This window comes from Rhodococcus sp. no. 34 (assembly GCF_054589475.1).
Genome location: NZ_BAAILK010000041.1, coordinates 322,873 through 340,832 on the forward strand (window position 1 = coordinate 322,873; position 17,960 = coordinate 340,832).

The 17,960-nt window shown below is 62.9% G+C and carries 20 protein-coding genes; 11 read left to right on the plus strand and 9 right to left on the minus strand.

Annotated features, from left to right (window positions below):
* The first annotated feature begins 62 nt into the window (after nt 1–62).
* A complete protein-coding gene (ilvA, locus tag ACYP01_RS19005; protein WP_314681902.1) occupies nt 63–1,418 on the plus strand; it encodes a threonine ammonia-lyase IlvA in 1,356 nt (451 codons plus the stop codon).
* 14 nt (nt 1,419–1,432) lie between these two features.
* On the opposite strand, the gene ACYP01_RS19010 is transcribed toward ilvA, so the two are convergent.
* Nucleotides 1,433–1,954, minus strand: a complete 522-nt coding sequence (locus ACYP01_RS19010) for a TetR/AcrR family transcriptional regulator (protein WP_003941685.1) — start codon at nt 1,952–1,954, stop codon at nt 1,433–1,435.
* A gap of 128 nt (nt 1,955–2,082) precedes the next feature.
* Here ACYP01_RS19010 and ACYP01_RS19015 point away from each other — a divergent pair, with 128 nt between their 5' ends.
* Nucleotides 2,083–3,627: an MFS transporter gene (locus ACYP01_RS19015; RefSeq protein ID WP_054781564.1), complete on the plus strand. Its 1,545-nt coding sequence runs from the start codon at nt 2,083–2,085 to the stop codon at nt 3,625–3,627.
* 21 nt (nt 3,628–3,648) lie between these two features.
* Here ACYP01_RS19015 and treZ read toward each other — a convergent pair whose 3' ends face one another.
* On the minus strand, nt 3,649–5,370 hold the full coding sequence (gene treZ, locus ACYP01_RS19020) for a malto-oligosyltrehalose trehalohydrolase (RefSeq protein ID WP_459681716.1): 1,722 nt from the start codon (nt 5,368–5,370) through the stop codon (nt 3,649–3,651).
* A 69-nt stretch (nt 5,371–5,439) separates the two neighbouring features.
* A complete protein-coding gene (locus ACYP01_RS19025; RefSeq protein WP_459681718.1) occupies nt 5,440–6,801 on the minus strand; it encodes an NAD(P)-binding domain-containing protein in 1,362 nt (453 codons plus the stop codon).
* A gap of 95 nt (nt 6,802–6,896) precedes the next feature.
* Here ACYP01_RS19025 and ACYP01_RS19030 point away from each other — a divergent pair, with 95 nt between their 5' ends.
* The 4 genes from ACYP01_RS19030 to ACYP01_RS19045 all read left to right on the plus strand — a co-directional run bounded on the left by ACYP01_RS19030 (nt 6,897) and on the right by ACYP01_RS19045 (nt 9,742).
* Nucleotides 6,897–7,781, plus strand: coding sequence for a helix-turn-helix domain-containing GNAT family N-acetyltransferase (locus tag ACYP01_RS19030; protein WP_459681721.1), 885 nt, complete (start codon nt 6,897–6,899; stop codon nt 7,779–7,781).
* Between the two features lie 64 nt (nt 7,782–7,845).
* Nucleotides 7,846–8,232, plus strand: a complete 387-nt coding sequence (locus ACYP01_RS19035; RefSeq protein ID WP_003941739.1) for an ArsR/SmtB family transcription factor — start codon at nt 7,846–7,848, stop codon at nt 8,230–8,232.
* Nucleotides 8,229–9,332, plus strand: a complete 1,104-nt coding sequence (arsB, locus tag ACYP01_RS19040; RefSeq protein WP_459681724.1) for an ACR3 family arsenite efflux transporter — start codon at nt 8,229–8,231, stop codon at nt 9,330–9,332. Before ACYP01_RS19035 ends, arsB begins: the two co-directional genes overlap by 4 nt.
* Nucleotides 9,329–9,742, plus strand: coding sequence for an arsenate reductase ArsC (locus ACYP01_RS19045; RefSeq protein ID WP_007733138.1), 414 nt, complete (start codon nt 9,329–9,331; stop codon nt 9,740–9,742). The genes arsB and ACYP01_RS19045 overlap by 4 nt, the downstream gene beginning before the upstream one ends.
* A 21-nt stretch (nt 9,743–9,763) precedes the next feature.
* On the opposite strand, the gene ACYP01_RS19050 is transcribed toward ACYP01_RS19045, so the two are convergent.
* The 3 genes from ACYP01_RS19050 to ACYP01_RS19060 are packed head-to-tail and all read right to left on the minus strand — an operon-like array spanning nt 9,764 to nt 12,550.
* The gene (locus tag ACYP01_RS19050; RefSeq protein ID WP_007733137.1) at nt 9,764–9,895 is read right to left on the minus strand and encodes a hypothetical protein; all 132 of its coding nucleotides are present in this window, start codon (nt 9,893–9,895) and stop codon (nt 9,764–9,766) included.
* Nucleotides 9,892–10,482: a TetR/AcrR family transcriptional regulator gene (locus ACYP01_RS19055; protein WP_459681728.1), complete on the minus strand. Its 591-nt coding sequence runs from the start codon at nt 10,480–10,482 to the stop codon at nt 9,892–9,894. Before ACYP01_RS19055 ends, ACYP01_RS19050 begins: the two co-directional genes overlap by 4 nt.
* Nucleotides 10,483–10,540: 58 nt before the next feature.
* Nucleotides 10,541–12,550 carry an MFS transporter gene (locus tag ACYP01_RS19060; RefSeq protein ID WP_459681731.1) on the minus strand — a complete coding sequence of 670 codons (2,010 nt, stop codon included), beginning with the start codon at nt 12,548–12,550 and terminating at the stop codon, nt 10,541–10,543.
* 179 nt (nt 12,551–12,729) lie between these two features.
* Here ACYP01_RS19060 and ACYP01_RS19065 point away from each other — a divergent pair, with 179 nt between their 5' ends.
* The 3 genes from ACYP01_RS19065 to ACYP01_RS19075 are packed head-to-tail and all read left to right on the plus strand — an operon-like array spanning nt 12,730 to nt 14,019.
* Entirely contained in the window at nt 12,730–12,924 is a 195-nt protein-coding gene (locus ACYP01_RS19065; protein ID WP_003941743.1) for a DUF1918 domain-containing protein, read from the plus strand.
* 57 nt (nt 12,925–12,981) lie between these two features.
* Entirely contained in the window at nt 12,982–13,605 is a 624-nt protein-coding gene (locus ACYP01_RS19070) for a TetR/AcrR family transcriptional regulator (RefSeq protein WP_459681733.1), read from the plus strand.
* A 57-nt stretch (nt 13,606–13,662) separates the two neighbouring features.
* Nucleotides 13,663–14,019 carry a PLD nuclease N-terminal domain-containing protein gene (locus tag ACYP01_RS19075; RefSeq protein ID WP_003941757.1) on the plus strand — a complete coding sequence of 119 codons (357 nt, stop codon included), beginning with the start codon at nt 13,663–13,665 and terminating at the stop codon, nt 14,017–14,019.
* A 1-nt stretch (nt 14,020) separates the two neighbouring features.
* On the opposite strand, the gene ACYP01_RS19080 is transcribed toward ACYP01_RS19075, so the two are convergent.
* Entirely contained in the window at nt 14,021–14,911 is an 891-nt protein-coding gene (locus ACYP01_RS19080) for a LysR family transcriptional regulator (protein WP_042921818.1), read from the minus strand.
* 83 nt (nt 14,912–14,994) lie between these two features.
* Here ACYP01_RS19080 and ACYP01_RS19085 point away from each other — a divergent pair, with 83 nt between their 5' ends.
* On the plus strand, nt 14,995–15,903 hold the full coding sequence (locus ACYP01_RS19085; protein ID WP_459681736.1) for an EamA family transporter: 909 nt from the start codon (nt 14,995–14,997) through the stop codon (nt 15,901–15,903).
* A 34-nt stretch (nt 15,904–15,937) separates the two neighbouring features.
* Here the strand turns inward: ACYP01_RS19085 and ACYP01_RS19090 are convergent, their stop codons facing one another.
* Nucleotides 15,938–16,531: a TetR/AcrR family transcriptional regulator gene (locus ACYP01_RS19090; RefSeq protein ID WP_003941729.1), complete on the minus strand. Its 594-nt coding sequence runs from the start codon at nt 16,529–16,531 to the stop codon at nt 15,938–15,940.
* Nucleotides 16,532–16,586: 55 nt separating this feature from the next.
* Between ACYP01_RS19090 and ACYP01_RS19095 the strand changes: the two genes are divergently transcribed.
* A complete protein-coding gene (locus ACYP01_RS19095; RefSeq protein ID WP_459681738.1) occupies nt 16,587–17,033 on the plus strand; it encodes a PaaI family thioesterase in 447 nt (148 codons plus the stop codon).
* Here the strand turns inward: ACYP01_RS19095 and ACYP01_RS19100 are convergent.
* Nucleotides 17,023–17,952: an NADP-dependent oxidoreductase gene (locus ACYP01_RS19100; RefSeq protein ID WP_042921812.1), complete on the minus strand. Its 930-nt coding sequence runs from the start codon at nt 17,950–17,952 to the stop codon at nt 17,023–17,025. The two genes, ACYP01_RS19095 and ACYP01_RS19100, sit on opposite strands and share 11 nt — an antisense overlap.
* Nucleotides 17,953–17,960: the final 8 nt, after the last annotated feature.

Below are 17,960 nucleotides of genomic sequence, written 5' to 3' on the forward strand. Positions count from 1 at the left end.
CTCGCAGACCATGCGGGGCGGGGTGGTGGGAAGGTTGATCTCCGACGTGCGAAAATGGCGGGGTGTCTAACTCGCCCGATGTCGTAGTAACGAAGTCCACCGTCCCCGCGCTCGACGCGCAGGAGATCGACGCGGCCATCGAGCGAATTCAGCACGTCATTGCGGCGACACCCCTGCAGTACAGCGATCGTCTTTCGGCGTTGACCGGGGCACACGTGTATCTCAAGCGTGAGGACCTCCAGGGCGTTCGTTCGTACAAGATTCGTGGCGCGTACAACCTGATCGCTCAGCTCAACGAGGCCGAACGCGGTGCCGGCGTAGTGACTGCCAGTGCCGGTAACCATGCGCAGGGTGTTGCTTTCGCGTGCCGAACGATGCAGATCAAGGGTCGGATCTACGTTCCGGCCAATACCCCCAAGCAGAAGCGTGATCGCATCCGCGCGCACGGTGGAGCGTTTGTCGAACTGTTCATGATCGGTGAGACCTATGACGCCGCCGCTGCTGCGGCCGCGGAGGACGTAGCCGAAACTGGCGCAACCATGGTTCCGCCGTTCGACGACGTGCGCACCGCTGCGGGGCAAGGAACCATTGCAGCGGAGATTCTCACGCAATTGGACGCCCCTCTCGACACGATCGTCGTGCCGGTCGGCGGCGGCGGTTGCATTGCGGGCATCGCCACCTACCTGCACGAACGGTCGCCGAAGACGTCGATCGTCGGGATCGAGCCGTCCGGTGCGGCGTCGATGACGGCCGCTCTTGTTGCCGGGGGCCCGGTGACTCTTCCCGACGTCGATCCATTTGTCGACGGAGCAGCGGTCAAGAGGATCGGCGATGTTCCCTACGAGGTCGTCTCACGTCTGGGTGCCGCCGTGGTGTCGCACGCGTCGTTGCCGCTCGTCGCTCGTCAACTTCAGACGCGGTCCGGTTCGGGATCGTTTGTCGTCAATCAGATCGACGAGGGCGCTATCTGTACGGCGATGCTCGAGCTGTACCAGAGCGAGGGCATCATCGCCGAACCCGCGGGAGCGCTTTCCGTTGCGGCACTGCAGAATCTGACGTTCGAGCCGGGTTCGACCGTCGTGTGCCTGATCTCCGGTGGCAACAACGACGTCTCCCGTTACGGCGAAATTCTCGAGCGTTCGCTCGTTCACCTCGGGCTCAAGCACTACTTCCTGGTGGACTTTCCGCAGGAACCGGGAGCGTTGCGCCGGTTCCTTTCGGACGTGCTGGGGCCGGACGACGACATCGCGCTGTTCGAGTACGTCAAGCGAAACAATCGCGAGACGGGTGCCGCGTTGGTGGGTATCGAACTCGGTTCCGCCGACGGGTTGGCGTCGTTACTAGAGCGGATGGAGCGCGCGCCGATGCAGTCCGAGAGGCTCGAGCCGGGAAGCCCGGCGTACCGCTATCTGACGTAAGGGACGCCCCCCGGTCAGGGCCGCAGTCGCTCGACTACCTGTCGATGCAGTTCGGGATCCGGCTGGGGGAGTCCGAGCATGGCCGCCAGATACAGGCCGTCGCCGACGAGTCGGATGATCTCGGCCTGCACAGGGTCGGCGATCTCGGTCTGAAGGCCCTTGTCCCAGCTCCGCATCACATGTGTGACGGCCTTCTGGATTTCGTCGTGTTGTCCGTCGACTGTTCTCAGTGCCGCGATGATCGATCGGAAGAGTGAGAGTTCTTCGCTTTCGTTCGCATCGGGGATCTGCAGATAGAACTCGGTGACCGTGGTACCGCCGGCTACGGCGTCGTCGAGTTGCTGATCCGAGCGTTCCCCGAGTCTGCGGACCATCGCCGCGAGGAGGGCTTCCTTGCTGGGGAAGTGATAGAGAAGTCCGCCCTTGGAAACCCCGGCTTCGGCGGCAACGCCTTCGAGCGTGACTTGGGCGACGCCGCTGACCAGCAGCAGCTTCTCCAGTGCGTCGAGAATTCGATCGCGAGTGTCGGCAGCCATGTGATGTGACCCTACCCGGAAATAACTTTACCGCTCGGACGGTTCACTGTTACCGTAGACCTACTGTACCGGCTGGACGGTGCAGTGAAATCTTTTCGAAAGAACTCAGAGAAAGTCGCAGGGGAGCAATGTCAGTGTCGGCAGATCAGACGTCTGCAATCAATCCCGACGAGGTTCGGGCGACAAAGCGTGACTGGGCGGGCTTGATAGTCCTTGCCTTTGCTGTGTTGCTCATCGCAGTCGACGGCACGGTGCTCGATCTTGCGCTTCCGTTCATCAGCGCCGACCTCGAACCGAGCAGCACGCAGTTGCTGTGGATCATCGACGTCTATTCGTTCGTGCTCGCCGGTCTGCTCATCACCATGGGTACGCTCGGCGACCGGATCGGTAGGCGAAAACTGCTCCTGATCGGCGCAGTCGGCTTCGGTCTCGCCTCGATCATCGCCGCTCTCGCTGTCAGTCCCGAGATGCTCATTGCCGCCCGCGTGCTGCAGGGTATTTCCGGTGCAACGCTGATGCCTGCCACCCTCGGTCTGATCCGCACGATCTTCGTCAATCCGCGTCAGCGCACCGAGGCGATCGGTGTCTGGGGCGCGATGGCCGGTGGCGGTACCGCGGCAGGCCCTTTGGTCGGTGGTTGGTTGCTCGAGCACTTCTGGTGGGGTTCGGTCTTCTTGATCAACATTCCGGTCATGATCGCGCTGGTTGTACTCGGCCCGATCCTGATCCCGGAGTCGAAGGACCCCAATCCGGGTCGATTCGACCTCATCAGCGCTGGTCTGTCGATGGCGACCATGTTGCCGCTGGTGTACGCGGTCAAGGAATCCGTGGTGCACGGCGTCAGCATCACGTTGCTGGTGATCGGCCTCGTTGGTCTCGCGGCGGGTTACGTGTTCGTGCGTCGTCAGCGGATGCTGAAGGATCCGATGTTGGATCTGAAGCTGTTTGCCAACGCGTCGTTCTCCACCGCCGTCATCACCAACCTGCTCTCGATCTTCGCGCTGGCAGGTGTCCTGTTCTTCGGCTCGCAGTACCTGCAGTTGGTGCTCGGTAACTCGGCGCTCGACGCCGGGCTGCTGATGCTCCCGGGTATGTTGCTCAGCGCATTCACCGCGGTTGCGGCGGCCTGGTTGATTCGCCGGTGGTCGGTGTCTCACGTGCTCAGCGCGGGCCTTGCGGTTGCCGGTATCGGTGCTGCGATGCTGCTCGCGCTCGGCGTCGACAGCGGCCCGTTGATGTTCGTGATCGGCTTCGGTCTGGCCGGTGCTGGTGTCGGTGTCGCGTTGACGTTGACATCGGATCTCGTGGTCAGCTCGGTGGAACCCGAACGCGCCGGCGCTGCGTCCGCTGTGTCGGAGACCGCGTACGAACTCGGCATCGCGCTCGGCGTGGCGATCCTGGGCAGCGTGGTGATGGCGATCTTCCGCAAGGGAATCGACACCTCGATGCTCGAAGCAGATCAGGCGCACGCTGCACAGGGCACGCTCGGCGGTGCCCTGCAGGAAGCAACGTACCTACCTGGTGAACTCGGTTCGGTGCTTGCCGATTCCGCGAAGTCGGCGTTTGTCGACGGTATGCACGTTGCTGCCGGTGCAACAGCTTTGGTTCTGTTCGTCAGTGCCGCATTGGTGTTGCGGATGCTGCGGAGTACACCAGAGAACGCGAAGCGTTAATACCGGAATCTCGAGAGTTAGTCAGCTTTCGAGTACGACGAACGAGTGCCCCGGCACCACTGTTGCGGACGCGGTCTCGTCCTGTGTCGGCGGATCCCACCAGAGGATGGGGGTTCCGCCGGCCGGAACCGAGGCCGCGTCCGTTCCCAGATTGCACACGATCTGTAATGCGCCGCGGCGCAAGGTGATCCACTGGTCGTCCTCGTCGTAGTCGACGTGCAGGTTCCCCAGCCAAGGGTCGGTGATCTCGATTCGCTTCCTGCGCAGGGCAAGTAGATCGCGATAGCAGGCCAGGACGCGAGCGCGTGTCTCGTCGTCTCGCTCGTCCCAGTCCAGTTTCGATCGCAGAAATGTCTGTGGGTCTTGCGGATCCGGAATGTCGTCACTGTTCCAGCCGTGCGCCGCGAACTCCGCTTTGCGGCCTTTGGCAGTGGCCTCGCCGAGTTCCGGTTCCGGATGCGAGGTGAAGAACTGGAACGGAGTGGTCGCTCCCCATTCCTCGCCCATGAACAGCATCGGCGTGTACGGCGAGAGCAGGACCAGCGCCGCCTTGATCGCCAATTGTCCTGGCGTCAGATAGGCGCTCGGGCGGTCCCCGATCGCGCGGTTGCCGATCTGATCGTGGGTGCACGTGTATGCGAGCAGGGCGCTGGCGGGCTGATGCGTGATGTCGATCGGCCGGCCGTGAACCCGTCCACGGAACGAGGAATACGTTCCGGCGTGGAAGAAACCGCGCCGCAATGTATTTGCAAGGGATTCCAAGGATCCGAAGTCGGCGTAATAACCCTGGCGTTCGCCGGACACGGCCGTGTGAATGGTGTGGTGGATGTCGTCGTCCCACTGCGCGTCCAAGCCGAACCCGCCGGCCGCTCGTGGCGTGATCAGAGTGGCGTCGTTGAGATCACTTTCGGCAATCAACGTGAGCGGTCGGCCCAGATGGGCCGACAGTGTTTCCGTTCGGACGGCGAGTTCCTCGAGGATGTGCGTTCCGGTGTGATCGACCAACGCGTGGACGGCGTCGAGGCGTAGACCGTCGATGTGGAAATCACGCATCCATCGCAGGGCATTGCCGATGATGTACTCGCGAACCTCGCCCGACTGCGGGCCTCCGATGTTGATCGTTCGGCCCCAGGTGTTCGCTCCATCGGCAATGTAGGGGCCGAACTTTTCGAGGTAGTTGCCCGACGGGCCCAGGTGGTTGTAGACCACGTCAAGAATCACGCCGAGTCCGCGTTCGTGGGCCGCATTCACCAAGCGTTGCAATCCGTCCGGGCCACCGTAGATCTCGTGGACCGTGTACCAGAGCACACCGTCGTAGCCCCAGTTGTGAGTTCCGTTGAAGCCGTTGACCGGCATGATTTCCACGAAGCCGACGCCGAGGTCTACCAGGTGATCGAGACGTTCGATCGCGGCGTCGAATGTTCCTTCGGGGGTGAACGTTCCGATGTGCAGTTCGTAGACCGATGATCCTGGGAGTTGTCGTCCGGTCCACTGAGAGTCGGTCCAGGACGCCTCGTCGAGCTGATGCAACTGGGAGCGAAGGTGCACGCCTTCGGGCTGGCGTGGTGAACGCGGATCCGGGAGTGTTTCACCGTCGACGACAAAGCCGTAGCGAGCGCGGTTGTCGCAGTCGACCTCGGCGCGCCACCACCCGTCGTCGGTCCGGTCCATCTCGTGCGTGATGCCGTCGACTTCGACCCGGACCGATTCCGGTGTTGGCGCCCAGACCTCGAATGTATGCACACGATCAGCATGCCTTGTTCGGCCGGATGTGGCAGCCCGGCGGGCTGGATCCGTCGTCAAGGACTGTTTCTATCCGCAGGTGTTGCCGGACGGTGCCGACAGTGTGATCAGTTTCGGAGCGGGGGCGCTGCAGCATCCGCCCTCGGCTTTCCCTGTGACGGTTTCTGCTGTGTCAGGTTCGTCGAAAATGCCTGCGCCGCCGCAGACTCCGGTCTCCGGAAGGATCAACTCGACACGGGCCGCTGCTTCGTGATCGCCGGCGAGCTCGGCTGCGATGCTGCGAACCTGCTCGTAGCCGGTCATCGCCAGGAAGGTGGGTGCTCGGCCGTAGCTTTTCATTCCTGCCAAGTACACCCCCGGCTCCGGATGGCGAAGCTCCTTCGCGCCATGCGGGTAAACGGTGCCGCACGAGTGGACGTTCGGATCGATCAGCGGAGCAAGCTCGACCGGTGCTTGTAAGACCGGGTCGAGGCCGAGTCGAATTTCCGAGAGCCAGGACAGATCGGGGCGGAAGCCGGTCAGCGCTATGACGTTGTCCACGTTCTCGATGCGATCACCCGCATCGGAGGCAAGTATGAGTTGTCCCGAAGGGGTAGTTGTCACCTCTGCGGTGCGGAAGCCGGTGACGACGCTCAACAGGCCATCCTCGACGGCCTTCTTTGCGCGCAATCCCAGGGCGCCGCGCGCGGGCAGTTCGTCAGCGTCGCCGCCTCCGAATGCAGAGCCGATGTTTCCTCGGCGGACCGCCCAGGTGATGCGGGTGCTCGGAGCGTGCTCCGCCAACTCTGACAGCGCAACGATCGCCGTCAGCGCGGAGTGGCCACTACCTGCGATGACGGTGTGCGTTCCGGCGAACTGTGCCCGCACTGCCGGATCGTCGAGATCCGGAACCCGGTACCGGATCGCAGTACCCACAGCGCCTTCGCCGAGTGCAGGAAGACCTTCACCACCGAGCGGGTTGGGGGTGCCCCAGGTGCCGGACGCATCCACAACGGCCTGGGCGAACATCCGATCCTCGGTTCCGTCGCGGCGCCGCAGGTGAATCGAGAGGGGTTCGCTGTCGCGTCCGGCGTCGACGACCAGGTCACGTCCGCGTCGAGCTACGCCGATCACCTCGGTGTCGAACTGGACCAGGTCGGCGAGGGCCGAGGCGAGTGGTTCGAGGTAGAGCTCGCGCCATTGCCGGCCGGTCGGATAGGTCTGCCCGTCGGGTGAGCTCCATCCATTCTGGTCGAGGAGTCGCCGCGCGGCGGGGGAGACGAGTTCGGACCACCGGGAGAACAGTCGAACGTGATTCCACTCGGAGATCGCAGCACCGGCTGTGGTTCCGCGCTCGAATACAAGGGGTGTGAGTCCGCGCTCGCGCAGTTCTGCTGCGGCTGCCAGGCCGATCGGGCCGGCCCCGATCACGACAACGGGTAGGGGGTTCATTTTCGTGCCTTTCATCGACGATTATCGATCTACGGGGACTGTATCGACGATCATCAATGTAGGCAACCATCGACAGCTGTCGATATAGTGGAGAGATGACTTCGCTGCAGACTCCGACGGTGCGAGTCGGAGATTCGGACTCGGATCAGATCCGTTCTTCCGTCCTCGCGCAGGGCGATGCCGATACCTACGCGCAGTGGTTCGCCTGCCTTGCCGAGCCGATGCGCGTCCGATTGCTTCACCGGGTAGCGAGCGCGGTCGGTGGTATTACCGTCGGAGCGCTCGCCGAGGCGTTGGGGATCGGGCAGCCGACGGTGTCGCATCACCTGCGCAAGCTCGCCGATGTGGGTTTTGTGACCATGCGTAAGGAAGGGACGAGCACGGTCGTCGCGATGAGTCCGACGTGTTGCGTTGCCTTGCCGCAGGCGGCGGATGTGGTGATGGGAGTCCTTACTCCGCGTCCGTGCTGCCCGAGTGATCTGCCCGGCGATGTCTCTGTCCGGGCCATGGTCGACGACGACTGGGATGCGGTTCGACGTATTTACGGCGAGGGTATCGACACCCGAAATGCCACCTTTGCCGCTGAGGTCCCCTCGCGTGAGCATCTCCACGAACGGTGGCTGCCGCAGCATCGATGGGTGGCGACTATCGGGGGTGTTGTTGTCGGATGGGCTGCGTTGAGTCCGGTTTCCGAGCGTGACTGCTACCGCGGGGTTGCCGAGAACTCCGTGTACGTTGCGGACGGCATGCGTGGTCGTGGCGTCGGAAAGGCGTTGTTGCGCAAGCAAGTCATGGCCGCCGACGCCGACGGACTCTGGACTCTGCAGACGTCGATGTTCCCGGAGAACCGTGCCTCCATCTCGCTCCATCATTCGGCCGGGTTTCGAACGGTCGGCCTTCGCGAGAAGATCGCCGAACTCGACGGCGTGTGGCGCGACACTGTTCTGCTCGAGCGTCGAACGGCGATCGCCGAGGGATGAGTTCGGGATCCGGCTGACCGGATGCCCGATTGTGCGTTGATTCGATATCTGTCAATATCGAAGAATGTCGAATCAAGAGCTGCCGGACTCCGAGGCTTGCTGCACCCCGCTCGTTCGCGAACCGTTGACCGAGGATTGGGCCGGCGACTTGTCTCGGATGTTCAAGGCCCTCGGCGATCCGGTTCGTCTCCGCTTGCTCAGCTTGGTGGCAAGTCACGAGGGTGGTGAAGCCTGCGTCTGCGACATCTCCGACTCGTTCGACTTGTCTCAGCCGACTATCTCGCATCACCTGAAGGTGTTGCGCCAGGCCGGGTTGCTCGATTGTGAACGACGCGGGACCTGGGTGTACTACTGGGTTATTCCGGCTGCGCTGCAACAGCTTTCCGCCGTTCTGCTGGTAGAAGGTGCGAGCGTGAGTGCCGCAGACGCTTGCGCTGAGGTCACCGCATGAGCAACACCGCTGCCACCACCGAACACCCCGAAGTCGTCGGAAAACTCTCCACCCTCGACCGCTATCTGGCGGTCTGGATCGGCGTGGCCATGGTCGTCGGCCTGCTGGTTGGACGCTGGATCCCCGGTGTGAACACTGCCCTGGACAAGGTGCAGATCGACGGCATCTCGCTACCGATCGCCCTCGGTCTGCTGATCATGATGTACCCGGTCCTGGCGAAGGTCCGCTACGACCGCCTCGACACAGTCACCGGGGACAAGAAACTCCTCGCCGGCTCCCTGTTCCTGAACTGGGTTCTCGGCCCGGCGCTGATGTTCGCCCTCGCCTGGCTGTTTCTGCCTGACCTGCCGGAATACCGAACCGGTTTGATCATCGTCGGTCTCGCTCGCTGCATCGCGATGGTGATCATCTGGAACGACCTGGCCTGCGGAGACCGCGAAGCCGCCGCGGTGCTGGTCGCCATCAATTCGGTGTTCCAGGTGATCATGTTCGCCGTGCTCGGTTGGTTCTACCTCTCGGTCCTGCCCGGGTGGCTCGGCCTCGAACAGACCACCATCGACACCTCGCCCTGGCAGATTGCGAAATCGGTCCTGATCTTCCTCGGTATCCCGCTGCTGGCAGGTTTTCTGTCCCGCTTCTTCGGCGAACGCGCCAAAGGCCGCGACTGGTACGACAACAAGTTCATCCCCAAGATCAGCCCCTGGGCGCTCTACGGTCTGCTGTTCACCATCGTCGTGCTCTTCGCGATGCAGGGCGAACAGATCACCTCCCAGCCTTGGGATGTCGTCCGGATCGCGCTGCCCTTGCTCGCGTACTTCGCGCTCATGTGGGGCGGAGGCTACATCCTCGGCGCCGCAATCGGATTGGGCTATGAACGCACCACGACCCTGGCGTTCACCGCCGCGGGCAACAACTTCGAACTCGCGATCGCGGTAGCCATCGCCACCTACGGCGCCACCTCGGGGCAAGCTCTTGCCGGTGTCGTCGGCCCGCTGATCGAGGTACCGGTGCTCGTCGGGCTGGTCTATGTCTCCCTTGCTCTACGCAAACGCTTTGCAGTCGAAGAGGTTTCATCCAGTCGAGAAAGAGCGAGGTCATGAGCAAACCATCGGTGTTGTTCGTCTGCGTCCACAATGCCGGTCGATCTCAGATGGCCGCGGGATTCCTGAGCCATCTCGCAGGCGACGCCATCGAGGTCCGTTCCGCCGGATCCGCACCCGCCGAGACCGTCAATTCGGCAGCGGTCGAGGCGATGGCAGAGCGCGGTATCGATATCTCAGCGCAGTCTCCGAAGATCCTCACTGTCGACGCCGTCCAGGATTCGGATGTCGTCATCACCATGGGCTGCGGCGACACGTGCCCGATCTTCCCCGGCAAGAGTTACCGAGACTGGGTTCTCGACGACCCGGCCGGACAGGGCCTTGAAGCAGTTCGCCCGATCCGTGACGAAATCGAGCGTCGCGTTCAAGCCTTGATCGCTGAACTCACCACTGCAGCGAAGTCTCCCTGACCGATCGGGGAATCGACAGGATCATTCGCCCGCGGGCTCGATGTGTTCGGCACCGAGGACGGAGAGTCGGTATTCCTGTGCGTCCTGCTCGGTTTCGAAATCTTTCTCTTCGAGGAGATTCCGGTCGGCGTCGAGGTATCGGTAAGTAGTCATTCCTCCACCGTGTCACTGATGAACGATTCGTGCTCGGATACCGGTTCGATTTCGTCGACGGCTATTTGAATCAGCCTTCCGTAGCGCCGGATCAGATCCTGCGACGACAGTGAATCCTCACCGAGGAGTTCGAGCGTCCGCATGCCGGTGGCCAGTCCGAGCAGCAGTGAGACGACGATCTGGCTGCGTACCAAACCGGGCTCCGTGTCGCCGATGCGGCGCGCGATCCCGTGAACGTATCGTTGCTTGATCTCGGCCCGAGCGGCGGCCGGATCTGGCGCCTCGTGAACGTGTACTGCGAGCATTGCCCACGGATCGGTTTCGTCGGATTCTCTACGAGCGACAAGTTTCTCGACCAGTTGACAGCCGATGTCTCCGGTGGCGTCGGCATTCGGATCCTCGTCCATCGGAGGTGCGGACGGGATCGCAGCCGAGTACAGCCGAGCTTTGCTGCCGTAGATCTTCATGACCAGGGCAGGGGAGTAGCCGGCTGCGACCGCGATGTCCTTGATGGTCGTCGATGCGTAACCTCGTTCCGCGAACAAGGCTTTCGCTGCTGTGAGGATGCTGGCTTCGCCGCTGCTCACGTCGCTCGCCTCCGCCTCGATACCCGATCGCCATGCGTTCGGTTGCTCGTACTGGCGTTCATACTGTCGTCAACGGCTCGGCATCGACGGGTACGTCGAAATCGACGACGGTGGACTGCGCGATGACCGCTATCTGACGAGCCAATGTGCCGTGTCCGCTCTCGGTCAGCGCGGTCAGGATGTACCGGCCGGATGTGGGAAGTGCGATTCCGTAGTGCCCGGTTCCGTCGGTGACCGTGGATGCGACGAATTCGCCGGTCGGTTTCGTGAGCGTGACGACGGTTCCCGAGGTTGTTCGGCCGCCGACTCCGACCTTGCCGGAGATGGTGAGGCGGTCACCGAGTTCGACGGTGTGCGTCGATTGCGCGCTGTCGAAAGCGATCACCTGCGACCGAGGGGACCAGCCGTCGGCACTCGTCACTACCAAATACCGTCCGGGCCGGGGTAGGGCGAGGGAAAAGTTGCCCTCGTTGTCGGCGCGACTCCAGTCGATCGGTCGACCCTCCATGTCCATCACGGTGACAACGGCCTGCCGGATCGGTCGGCTGTCGGCCCGGACCACACGACCGGCAACCACAATTTCCGTTTCGGACACGGCGGCGTCGGGAAGCTCGAACCCTTCCGGGGTCACCGGGCGAAGTGCCGCTTCCGGTTTTGCGCCGCGGCGAGGAATGAACGCAGCGGCAGCGGCAGCAGCCACGGCGGCGAGGGCGGCCAGCCAGAAGATGTTCTTGAAGGCGTCGATCGACGGAAGGCCCTCGCCCGGCCCGGACGGGATGACCATCGAAGTGAGCATGGCGGCAACCACCGCGCTGGACGTGGAAGTACCGACTGAGCGGAGCAGCGAATTGAGGCCGTTTGCCGACGCGGTTTCGGTAATCGGAACCGATCGCATGATCAGCATCGGCATCGCGGAGTAGGCGATTGCGGTTCCGATGCTGACCACCGCCGCGCTGATGATGATCAGTGCTATCGAACCGGTCAGGAACACTCGCGCGATGTAGGCGAGCGCGAGCACCGTGCCGCCGACGATCAGGGTGATCTTGGCTCCGAATCGCTTCGTGATGTTCGCGGAGACGGGCGCGAAGAAGACCATCGCGAGGCCTGCCGGAATCATGCACAGTCCGGCCGCCATCACGCCCAGTTCGAAGCCGTAGCCGGAGATCTTCGGCATCTGAAGTTGTTGGGTGGTGGAGAGGTTGTTCGCGTACATCGAGAAGCCGACGAGGATCGAGGCGACGTTGGTCAGCAGAACAGGCCGCTTGGCCGACGTTCGTAGATCGACCATCGGCTGGGTGACGCGGAGTTCGTAAGGGAACCACAATGCGAGAGTCACGATTCCGATGACGAACATCAGCAATGTCAGTTCGCTCGTCCATCCCCAACGGGCGCCCTTGGAGATGGCGAGGAGGATCGCCGTGAGTGCTGTCGAGAGCATGACCGCGCCCAGGAAGTCGAATTTGCCGCGGGTACGAACACTCGATTCCGGGACGACGGCTACCGCGATGATCAGCAGGACGCCCACGATCGCCGAGAGCCAGAAGATGGCGGGCCAGCCCAGATGCTCGAAGATCAACCCGGACAGCGGGAGCCCGAGTGCGCTGCCGATTCCGAGAGTGGCACTCATCAACGCTGTTGCCGACGCCACCTTCTCCTTGGGCAGTTCGTCGCGCATGATGCTGATTCCGACGGGGATCATCGAGATCGCGAAGCCCTGGAGACCACGTCCGATCAGCAGGGCGACAAAGTTGCCGCCGATCGCCGCGACCAGTGATCCGACCACGATCATCGTCATCGAGATCAGCATCATGCGTCGTTTTCCGAACATGTCTGCCAGGCGGGAGACGATCGGAGTGGCGACGGCACTCGTGAGGAGCGTGACGGTGACGAGCCAGGAGGCGTCGTCAGCGCTGACGCCGAGGATCTTCGGGAAATCGGGCAACAACGGAATGACCATCGTTTGTTGCAGCGCGACCACGGTGCCGGAAAGACAGAGAATTGCGGTAATGAGCCGACTTGAACGGCGAGTGGTCGGAGACGAGTGCAATGCCAAGAGACGGTCCTTCACGCGGCGATGGTGAACGGGAATTCACCCATGAGTGAACCACTGTTCACCCGTCGCTGTCACCTTCGGTGAATATGCGATTTCTCACGACGGCAACTCGTCCCAGGGTTTCCGAGTCGGCATGGCGGGAACAACGTCAGTGGTTGGTCTGCGCCTGCGCGAGCGGGCAGCGAGGAGGAGTGATGCATGCCGAAGTGGGTGACCGTCTCCACGTCCAGGGGCGCGTGGTGGGGCAGGCGGAGGTAACTGCCGAGGTTCTCGAGGTGCACGGCGAGGACGGCGGTCCTCCCTATCTGGTCAGGTACGACAACGGCCACGAGGCGTTGGTGTTTCCCGGTAGCGACGGCTGGATAGACCACCCCGGAAAAGGCTCCTGAGCTGCACGATTCTTTCCATGCATGGTCGTTGCATCGAATGCGGCTAAAGTGTGCGCAATGGAGGGCAGACGCCAGTACCACTCCCGCGTGCGTGAAGCTTCCGCGCAGCGAACGCGTGAACTCATTCGTGATGCGGCGACGGCCTTGTTTGTTCGAGACGGGTATGTCAGTGCCACCGTCAAGCAGATTGCCGCCTCGGCCGGCGTCGCCGATCGGACGGTGTTCACAGCCTTCCCTGGCGGGAAACTCGAGATCTTCGAAGCGGCCCTCGCTGCGGCGCTCGATGCCGAAGAGGTTCCACTCGGCGCGCCGAACCTGGCCTCGGACCCCGATGACGTTCGCCGGATCGTCTCCCAGATCGTGGCACAGGGCATCGGACTGCTCGAACGTGCCGGCGCTCTGATGATGGTCGCGGTCGAATCCTCGGGTGCGGATGCCGACATGCGTCGACTATTCGAGGAGTCGTCGGATCAGTCGGCCGTCAATGCGATGTCGATAGCCGAGGGTCTCTCCGAGCATGGCTTGTTGAGGCCTGAGATTTCGCTCGAGAAAGCCGCGGGCATACTTGCCGCTTTCGTCTCGCCGCAGCTTCATCAGCAATTGCGTCGGGTCAGTGGATGGGACGTCGATGCGTACCGAGGATGGCTCGAGTTCAACATTCGCCAGAATCTAATGTACTAATTGGTCTGTTTTCGTTAGCATGGCGAGGGTTTTTTATTCTCGGGAGGAATCGCCAGCGTGCCCTATGCCTTGTTCGGCCTCATCACGATGTTGCTGTGGATTTTCTGCATCGTCGACGCCATCACGAGAGATGACGCCTACATCCAGTACCTACCCAAGGTCGTCTGGATTCTGATCATCATCTTCCTTCCTACTTTGGGATCGGTTCTGTGGCTGGTGGTGGGGCGCGGACAGAACGCGCCCCGCGGATACGTCGGCCCAACCGGGTACGGCGAATACGAGCGCCCGGGACGTGCCGTTGCGCAGGATCCGGCGGCGGACGAAGCCTTCTTGCGTCAGTGCCGCGAGCGGGCGGAAGAGCAGCGTCGAATTGCCAAGCAGCAGCGCCGCGACGGCGACGCTGATCGGATGTGAGTTATCGGTAGGCCGTGAGTCGGTCCAACACGAGCCGAAGCGGCGGCCACGACGATCGGCCGCGACGCGTCACCGCATAGGCAGTGAGGATGACGGGCGGATCGACGAGTGGTTCGACGCGCACGCCTTCGCGAGTCTTGCGTTCGAGCGGCATCAGCCCCACGCCGTAACCACTGAGGATCAAGAGTTCGACCAAGTCGAGACTGTCGATCTGGTGAGTGATCCGAGGGGTGAACCCGGCCAGCGACGCGAGGGTTCGCACAGCGCGCTCGTCTGCCGTGTTGCGTGAGTTCACTATCCATGACGTGTCGGCGAAGGCGCGGAGATCGATTCCGGATTCTGTGGACTTGTCGGGAGCTTTGGCGTCGTCGGGAACACACAGTCCCCAGGGCGTCGACCAGAGCGGAATTGCTTCGAGTAGTGGGCTCGGCGACGCGGGGGCAAGGTTGTAGTCGTACGTCAGTGCGAGGTCTAGATCGTCGCGTTCGAGGAGTGCAAAAGCCTCGACGGGTTCGTATTCGTAGATCATCACGTCCACCTGCGGGTGACTGCGTTGCAGGCTTCGAGCGACGGGGAGCATCGCGGTTCTGATCGCAGTTGCGAATCCGCCGACTCGCAGGGTCCCCACCGGTTCCGCGTCCGGATCGAGGTCCAGGCGAGCTGCATCGACGGCTGCCAGGATGGTGACGGCATGATCGGCCAGTCGTTGACCGGCCGGCGTCAGCCGCACCCGGCGACCGTCGGGCTCGATCAGTGCGGTACCGGTCTCCGCGGTCAAGGCCGCGAGTTGTTGGGACACTGTCGACGTCGTGAGGTTGTGCGCTTCGGCGACCGCACGCATCGAACCCAAGCGGGAGAGTTCGAGGAGGAGATGGAGTCGACGGGTTTCCATCCTTCGATCATTCACTAATCGTGAACATAATGTAGGTCAAAATCGCGTGGACACGAACGGTTGGCCTCCCGTTCAATTCAGCTATGGATACGAAAGCGCGGGCCGGAGTGGGCCTGGCTGTTTTGGCGATGTTGTGCGTGCAGCTCGGGCTCGCCGTGTCGGTGGGCCTGATCGATCAGCTCGGCGCAGACGGAGCGGCGTGGCTACGACTCGCCTGGGCAGGCATCATTCTTCTGATCATCGTCAGGCCCCGCCCTTCGGCGTTCACTCGCAAGGCGTTTCTGGCTTGCGTGGTTCTGGGTGTGGTCACCGCAGGCATGACGCTCCTGTTCATGGCAGCGGTGGAGCGCCTTCCGCTGGGAACAGCAAGCGCATTGGAATTCTTGGGTCCGCTGACGGTTGCTTTGCTCCGGGGGCGTGGCCGCGTTCTGTGGCCGGTTCTGGCAGGCGTGGGCGTCGTGCTTCTCACCGAACCGTGGTCCGGGACAGTCGATCTGGTCGGTGTGGCGTACGCACTCGGTGCGGCGCTCTGCTGGGCGATGTACATTTTGCTCACCCAGCGCGTCGGCGACGAGGTTGCCGGTATCAACGGGCTGGCGGTGTCGATGGCGGTAGCCGGGTTGGCCGCGACAATTGCCGTAGGCCACTCGGCTATCGGGCGGCTGACTCCGCATCTGATTCTCGTGGGCCTCGGACTCGCGATCTTGCTGCCCGTCGTGCCGTTCGTTCTGGAGATGGTCTCGTTGCGAAGGCTGTCCACGGCGGCGTTCGGCACGCTGATGAGTCTCGAGCCTGCTTTCGCGCAGCTTATCGGTCTGGTTGTGCTGCAACAGGTTCCGAGTGTTCTGGCCGTGGCAGGTATCGCGTGCGTCGTCGTCGCAGGGATCGGCGCGGCCCGCGGTGGTGCTCGAGGTGGCGCTCGGGATGGCGCCCGGAAGCCTACCGAGCCACCCTCCGATTCCGAGCGAACGTACCTTTCGGCGCCTTCATGAGGCCGAGAGTGCCGTTCGCTCAGGTCGCGTTCGCTCAGTGCGAGTGCGCCGCGGCGATTGCTCCGTCGAACACGTCGGCGACCTCGCCGAGGGAATCGAGAATCGGCTGACCGGATCGTTCGACGCGAGCCCGCACCAGCGAGCCCTCGAGCGCGGACACTGCAAGGACGGCAAGCCGTTCCGCTCGCGCACGTCCGACCCCGGACGCGATCAGTGTGTCGCGCAGTAGCGAAGTCCACTGTCGATACACCGCCTGTCCGGCGGCTGTCACGCTCTCCGAATCGGGGGCAAGTTCCAACAACACCGTCGTGATCGGCGAGCCTTCGTGGAAATCCGAATCGCTCACCCATCCGGCGAGCAACCGCGCGTACTCGCGCAGCAGCGACCCGGCGTCCGATTGGCTGTCGGCGAGTTCGGTCAGGGTGTCGGTGACCAACTGCCCGCCGACGCGGACGACCTCTTCGCCGATCTGCTCTTTGCCGCCGGGAAAGTAGTGGTAGAGCGAACCTTTCGGCGCCCCGCTCGACTTGAGGATCTCGTTGAGGCCCGTTGCCGCATACCCCTGGCGGCGAAACAGATCGGCCGCAGCTCGTACGAGTGCTTCGCGGTGTTTCGGGGGAGTCGCCACGAGTTGGAGCTTAAACACCCCAGCGATCCACCACAATCTATGTAGACTGGTCTACATGGGAAATTCTGAAATGCTCGAACAGTTGCGCGCGGTCAACGCCTCGGCGGCCTTCAACCGGTGGGCCGGATTCGAAGTCACGGAGGCCGAACCGGGTCGCGTTTGTCTGCGGCTCGAATGGCGTGAGGATCTGGGCCAGTACTCGGGACACCTGCACGCTGCGCTCGTGGCGGGACTCGTAGACACCGCGTGCGGATTTGCTGCTTTCACCCAGGTAGGTGTCGTGGCGGCGTCCAACTGCGCGGTCAATTTCGTGAGTCCGGGCGTCGGAACCGCGTTTGTCGCTACGGCGCGCTCGGTCAAGGCCGGGCGCAAGCAGGTGTTCGTCACTGCCGAGGTACTTGCCGAACGCGAAGGCGAATCCGTGCTCGTCGCGTTCGGCACCACCCTGTTGGTTCCACTCGCCCCTCAGACACAGGGAACCGCAAGCAACGTCAGGGAATGAGGATGAACTTCCCGGCGGGATGGGAGCTCTGCAACTCGGTGTGAGCGAGTGCCACGTCCGCTAGCGGGAAGGTCTTGGCGATCTTCACGATGAGGTGTCCGGAACCGGCTTGTTCGACAAGTTCGGATCGTGCCTTCAAACGCGCTTCCGCACTTGCCGGATTGCCTCCGCCGACGGAAGCGAAGCCGTCGGTCTGGGCGCGTCCGAACGCGACGATGGTGACGATACGGCTCTTGTCGGTGACCAAAGCCAGAGATGCATCGACGGCTTCGTCCGTTCCGGCGGTGTCGAACGCCGCATCGACGCCGTTCGGCGCGAGTTCACGGACACGCGCTTCGAGGCCGTGGCCGTAGAGCACAGGCGTGGCGCCGAGCGAGCGCACGTAATCCTGATTCGAGGCTCCCGCAGTGCCGATCACCGTAGCTCCGCGACCAACTGCCAGCTGAACAGCGATCGCGCCGACGCCGCCGGACGCGCCGTGGATGAGAACGGTGTCGCCGGAACCGACCCGAATGGTGTCGAGGGCGTCGACTGCAGTTCCGCCGACCAGAAGGAGGCCGGCTGCCTGTTCCCAGCTGATGCCTGCGGGCTTCGCGGTGACAGAGGAGACCGGCACGACTACCTGTTCGGAGTAGAGGCCGTTGCCGGGGCTGACGATCACTTCGTCGCCGACGTTCACATTTGTGACGCCGTCGCCGACAGCCGAGACGACGCCCGCTGCCTCGCCGCCGAGGCGGATGGGAAGTTTCTCGGGGTCGGTGCCGAAAGCGCCGCTGTAGAGCTTGAAGTCGAAGGGATTGACGCCGATCGCCTTCACATCGACCAGGACTTCACCTGATTTCGGCGCCGGTAAATCGACGTCCACGAGCTTCAGGACTTCGGGCGTGCCGTACGTCTGCGCTACAACAGTTTTGGTCATGCCTCGCG

Bases quoted from the DNA above. Each gene is read 5' to 3' on its own strand.
- ACYP01_RS19025 (WP_459681718.1), bottom strand. From the start codon at position 6,801: ATGAACCCCCTACCCGTTGTCGTGATCGGGGCCGGCCCGATCGGCCTG.
- ACYP01_RS19035 (WP_003941739.1), top strand. From the start codon at position 7,846: ATGTCGAATCAAGAGCTGCCGGACTCCGAGGCTTGCTGCACCCCGCTC.
- ACYP01_RS19085 (WP_459681736.1), top strand. From the start codon at position 14,995: ATGGATACGAAAGCGCGGGCCGGAGTGGGCCTGGCTGTTTTGGCGATG.
- ACYP01_RS19065 (WP_003941743.1), top strand. From the start codon at position 12,730: ATGCATGCCGAAGTGGGTGACCGTCTCCACGTCCAGGGGCGCGTGGTG.
- ACYP01_RS19070 (WP_459681733.1), top strand. From the start codon at position 12,982: ATGGAGGGCAGACGCCAGTACCACTCCCGCGTGCGTGAAGCTTCCGCG.
- ACYP01_RS19050 (WP_007733137.1), bottom strand. From the start codon at position 9,895: ATGACTACTTACCGATACCTCGACGCCGACCGGAATCTCCTCGAAGAG.
- ACYP01_RS19015 (WP_054781564.1), top strand. From the start codon at position 2,083: ATGTCAGTGTCGGCAGATCAGACGTCTGCAATCAATCCCGACGAGGTT.
- arsB (WP_459681724.1), top strand. From the start codon at position 8,229: ATGAGCAACACCGCTGCCACCACCGAACACCCCGAAGTCGTCGGAAAA.
- ACYP01_RS19030 (WP_459681721.1), top strand. From the start codon at position 6,897: ATGACTTCGCTGCAGACTCCGACGGTGCGAGTCGGAGATTCGGACTCG.
- ACYP01_RS19095 (WP_459681738.1), top strand. From the start codon at position 16,587: ATGGGAAATTCTGAAATGCTCGAACAGTTGCGCGCGGTCAACGCCTCG.
- ACYP01_RS19100 (WP_042921812.1), bottom strand. From the start codon at position 17,952: ATGACCAAAACTGTTGTAGCGCAGACGTACGGCACGCCCGAAGTCCTG.
- ACYP01_RS19080 (WP_042921818.1), bottom strand. From the start codon at position 14,911: ATGGAAACCCGTCGACTCCATCTCCTCCTCGAACTCTCCCGCTTGGGT.
- ACYP01_RS19045 (WP_007733138.1), top strand. From the start codon at position 9,329: ATGAGCAAACCATCGGTGTTGTTCGTCTGCGTCCACAATGCCGGTCGA.
- ACYP01_RS19010 (WP_003941685.1), bottom strand. From the start codon at position 1,954: ATGGCTGCCGACACTCGCGATCGAATTCTCGACGCACTGGAGAAGCTG.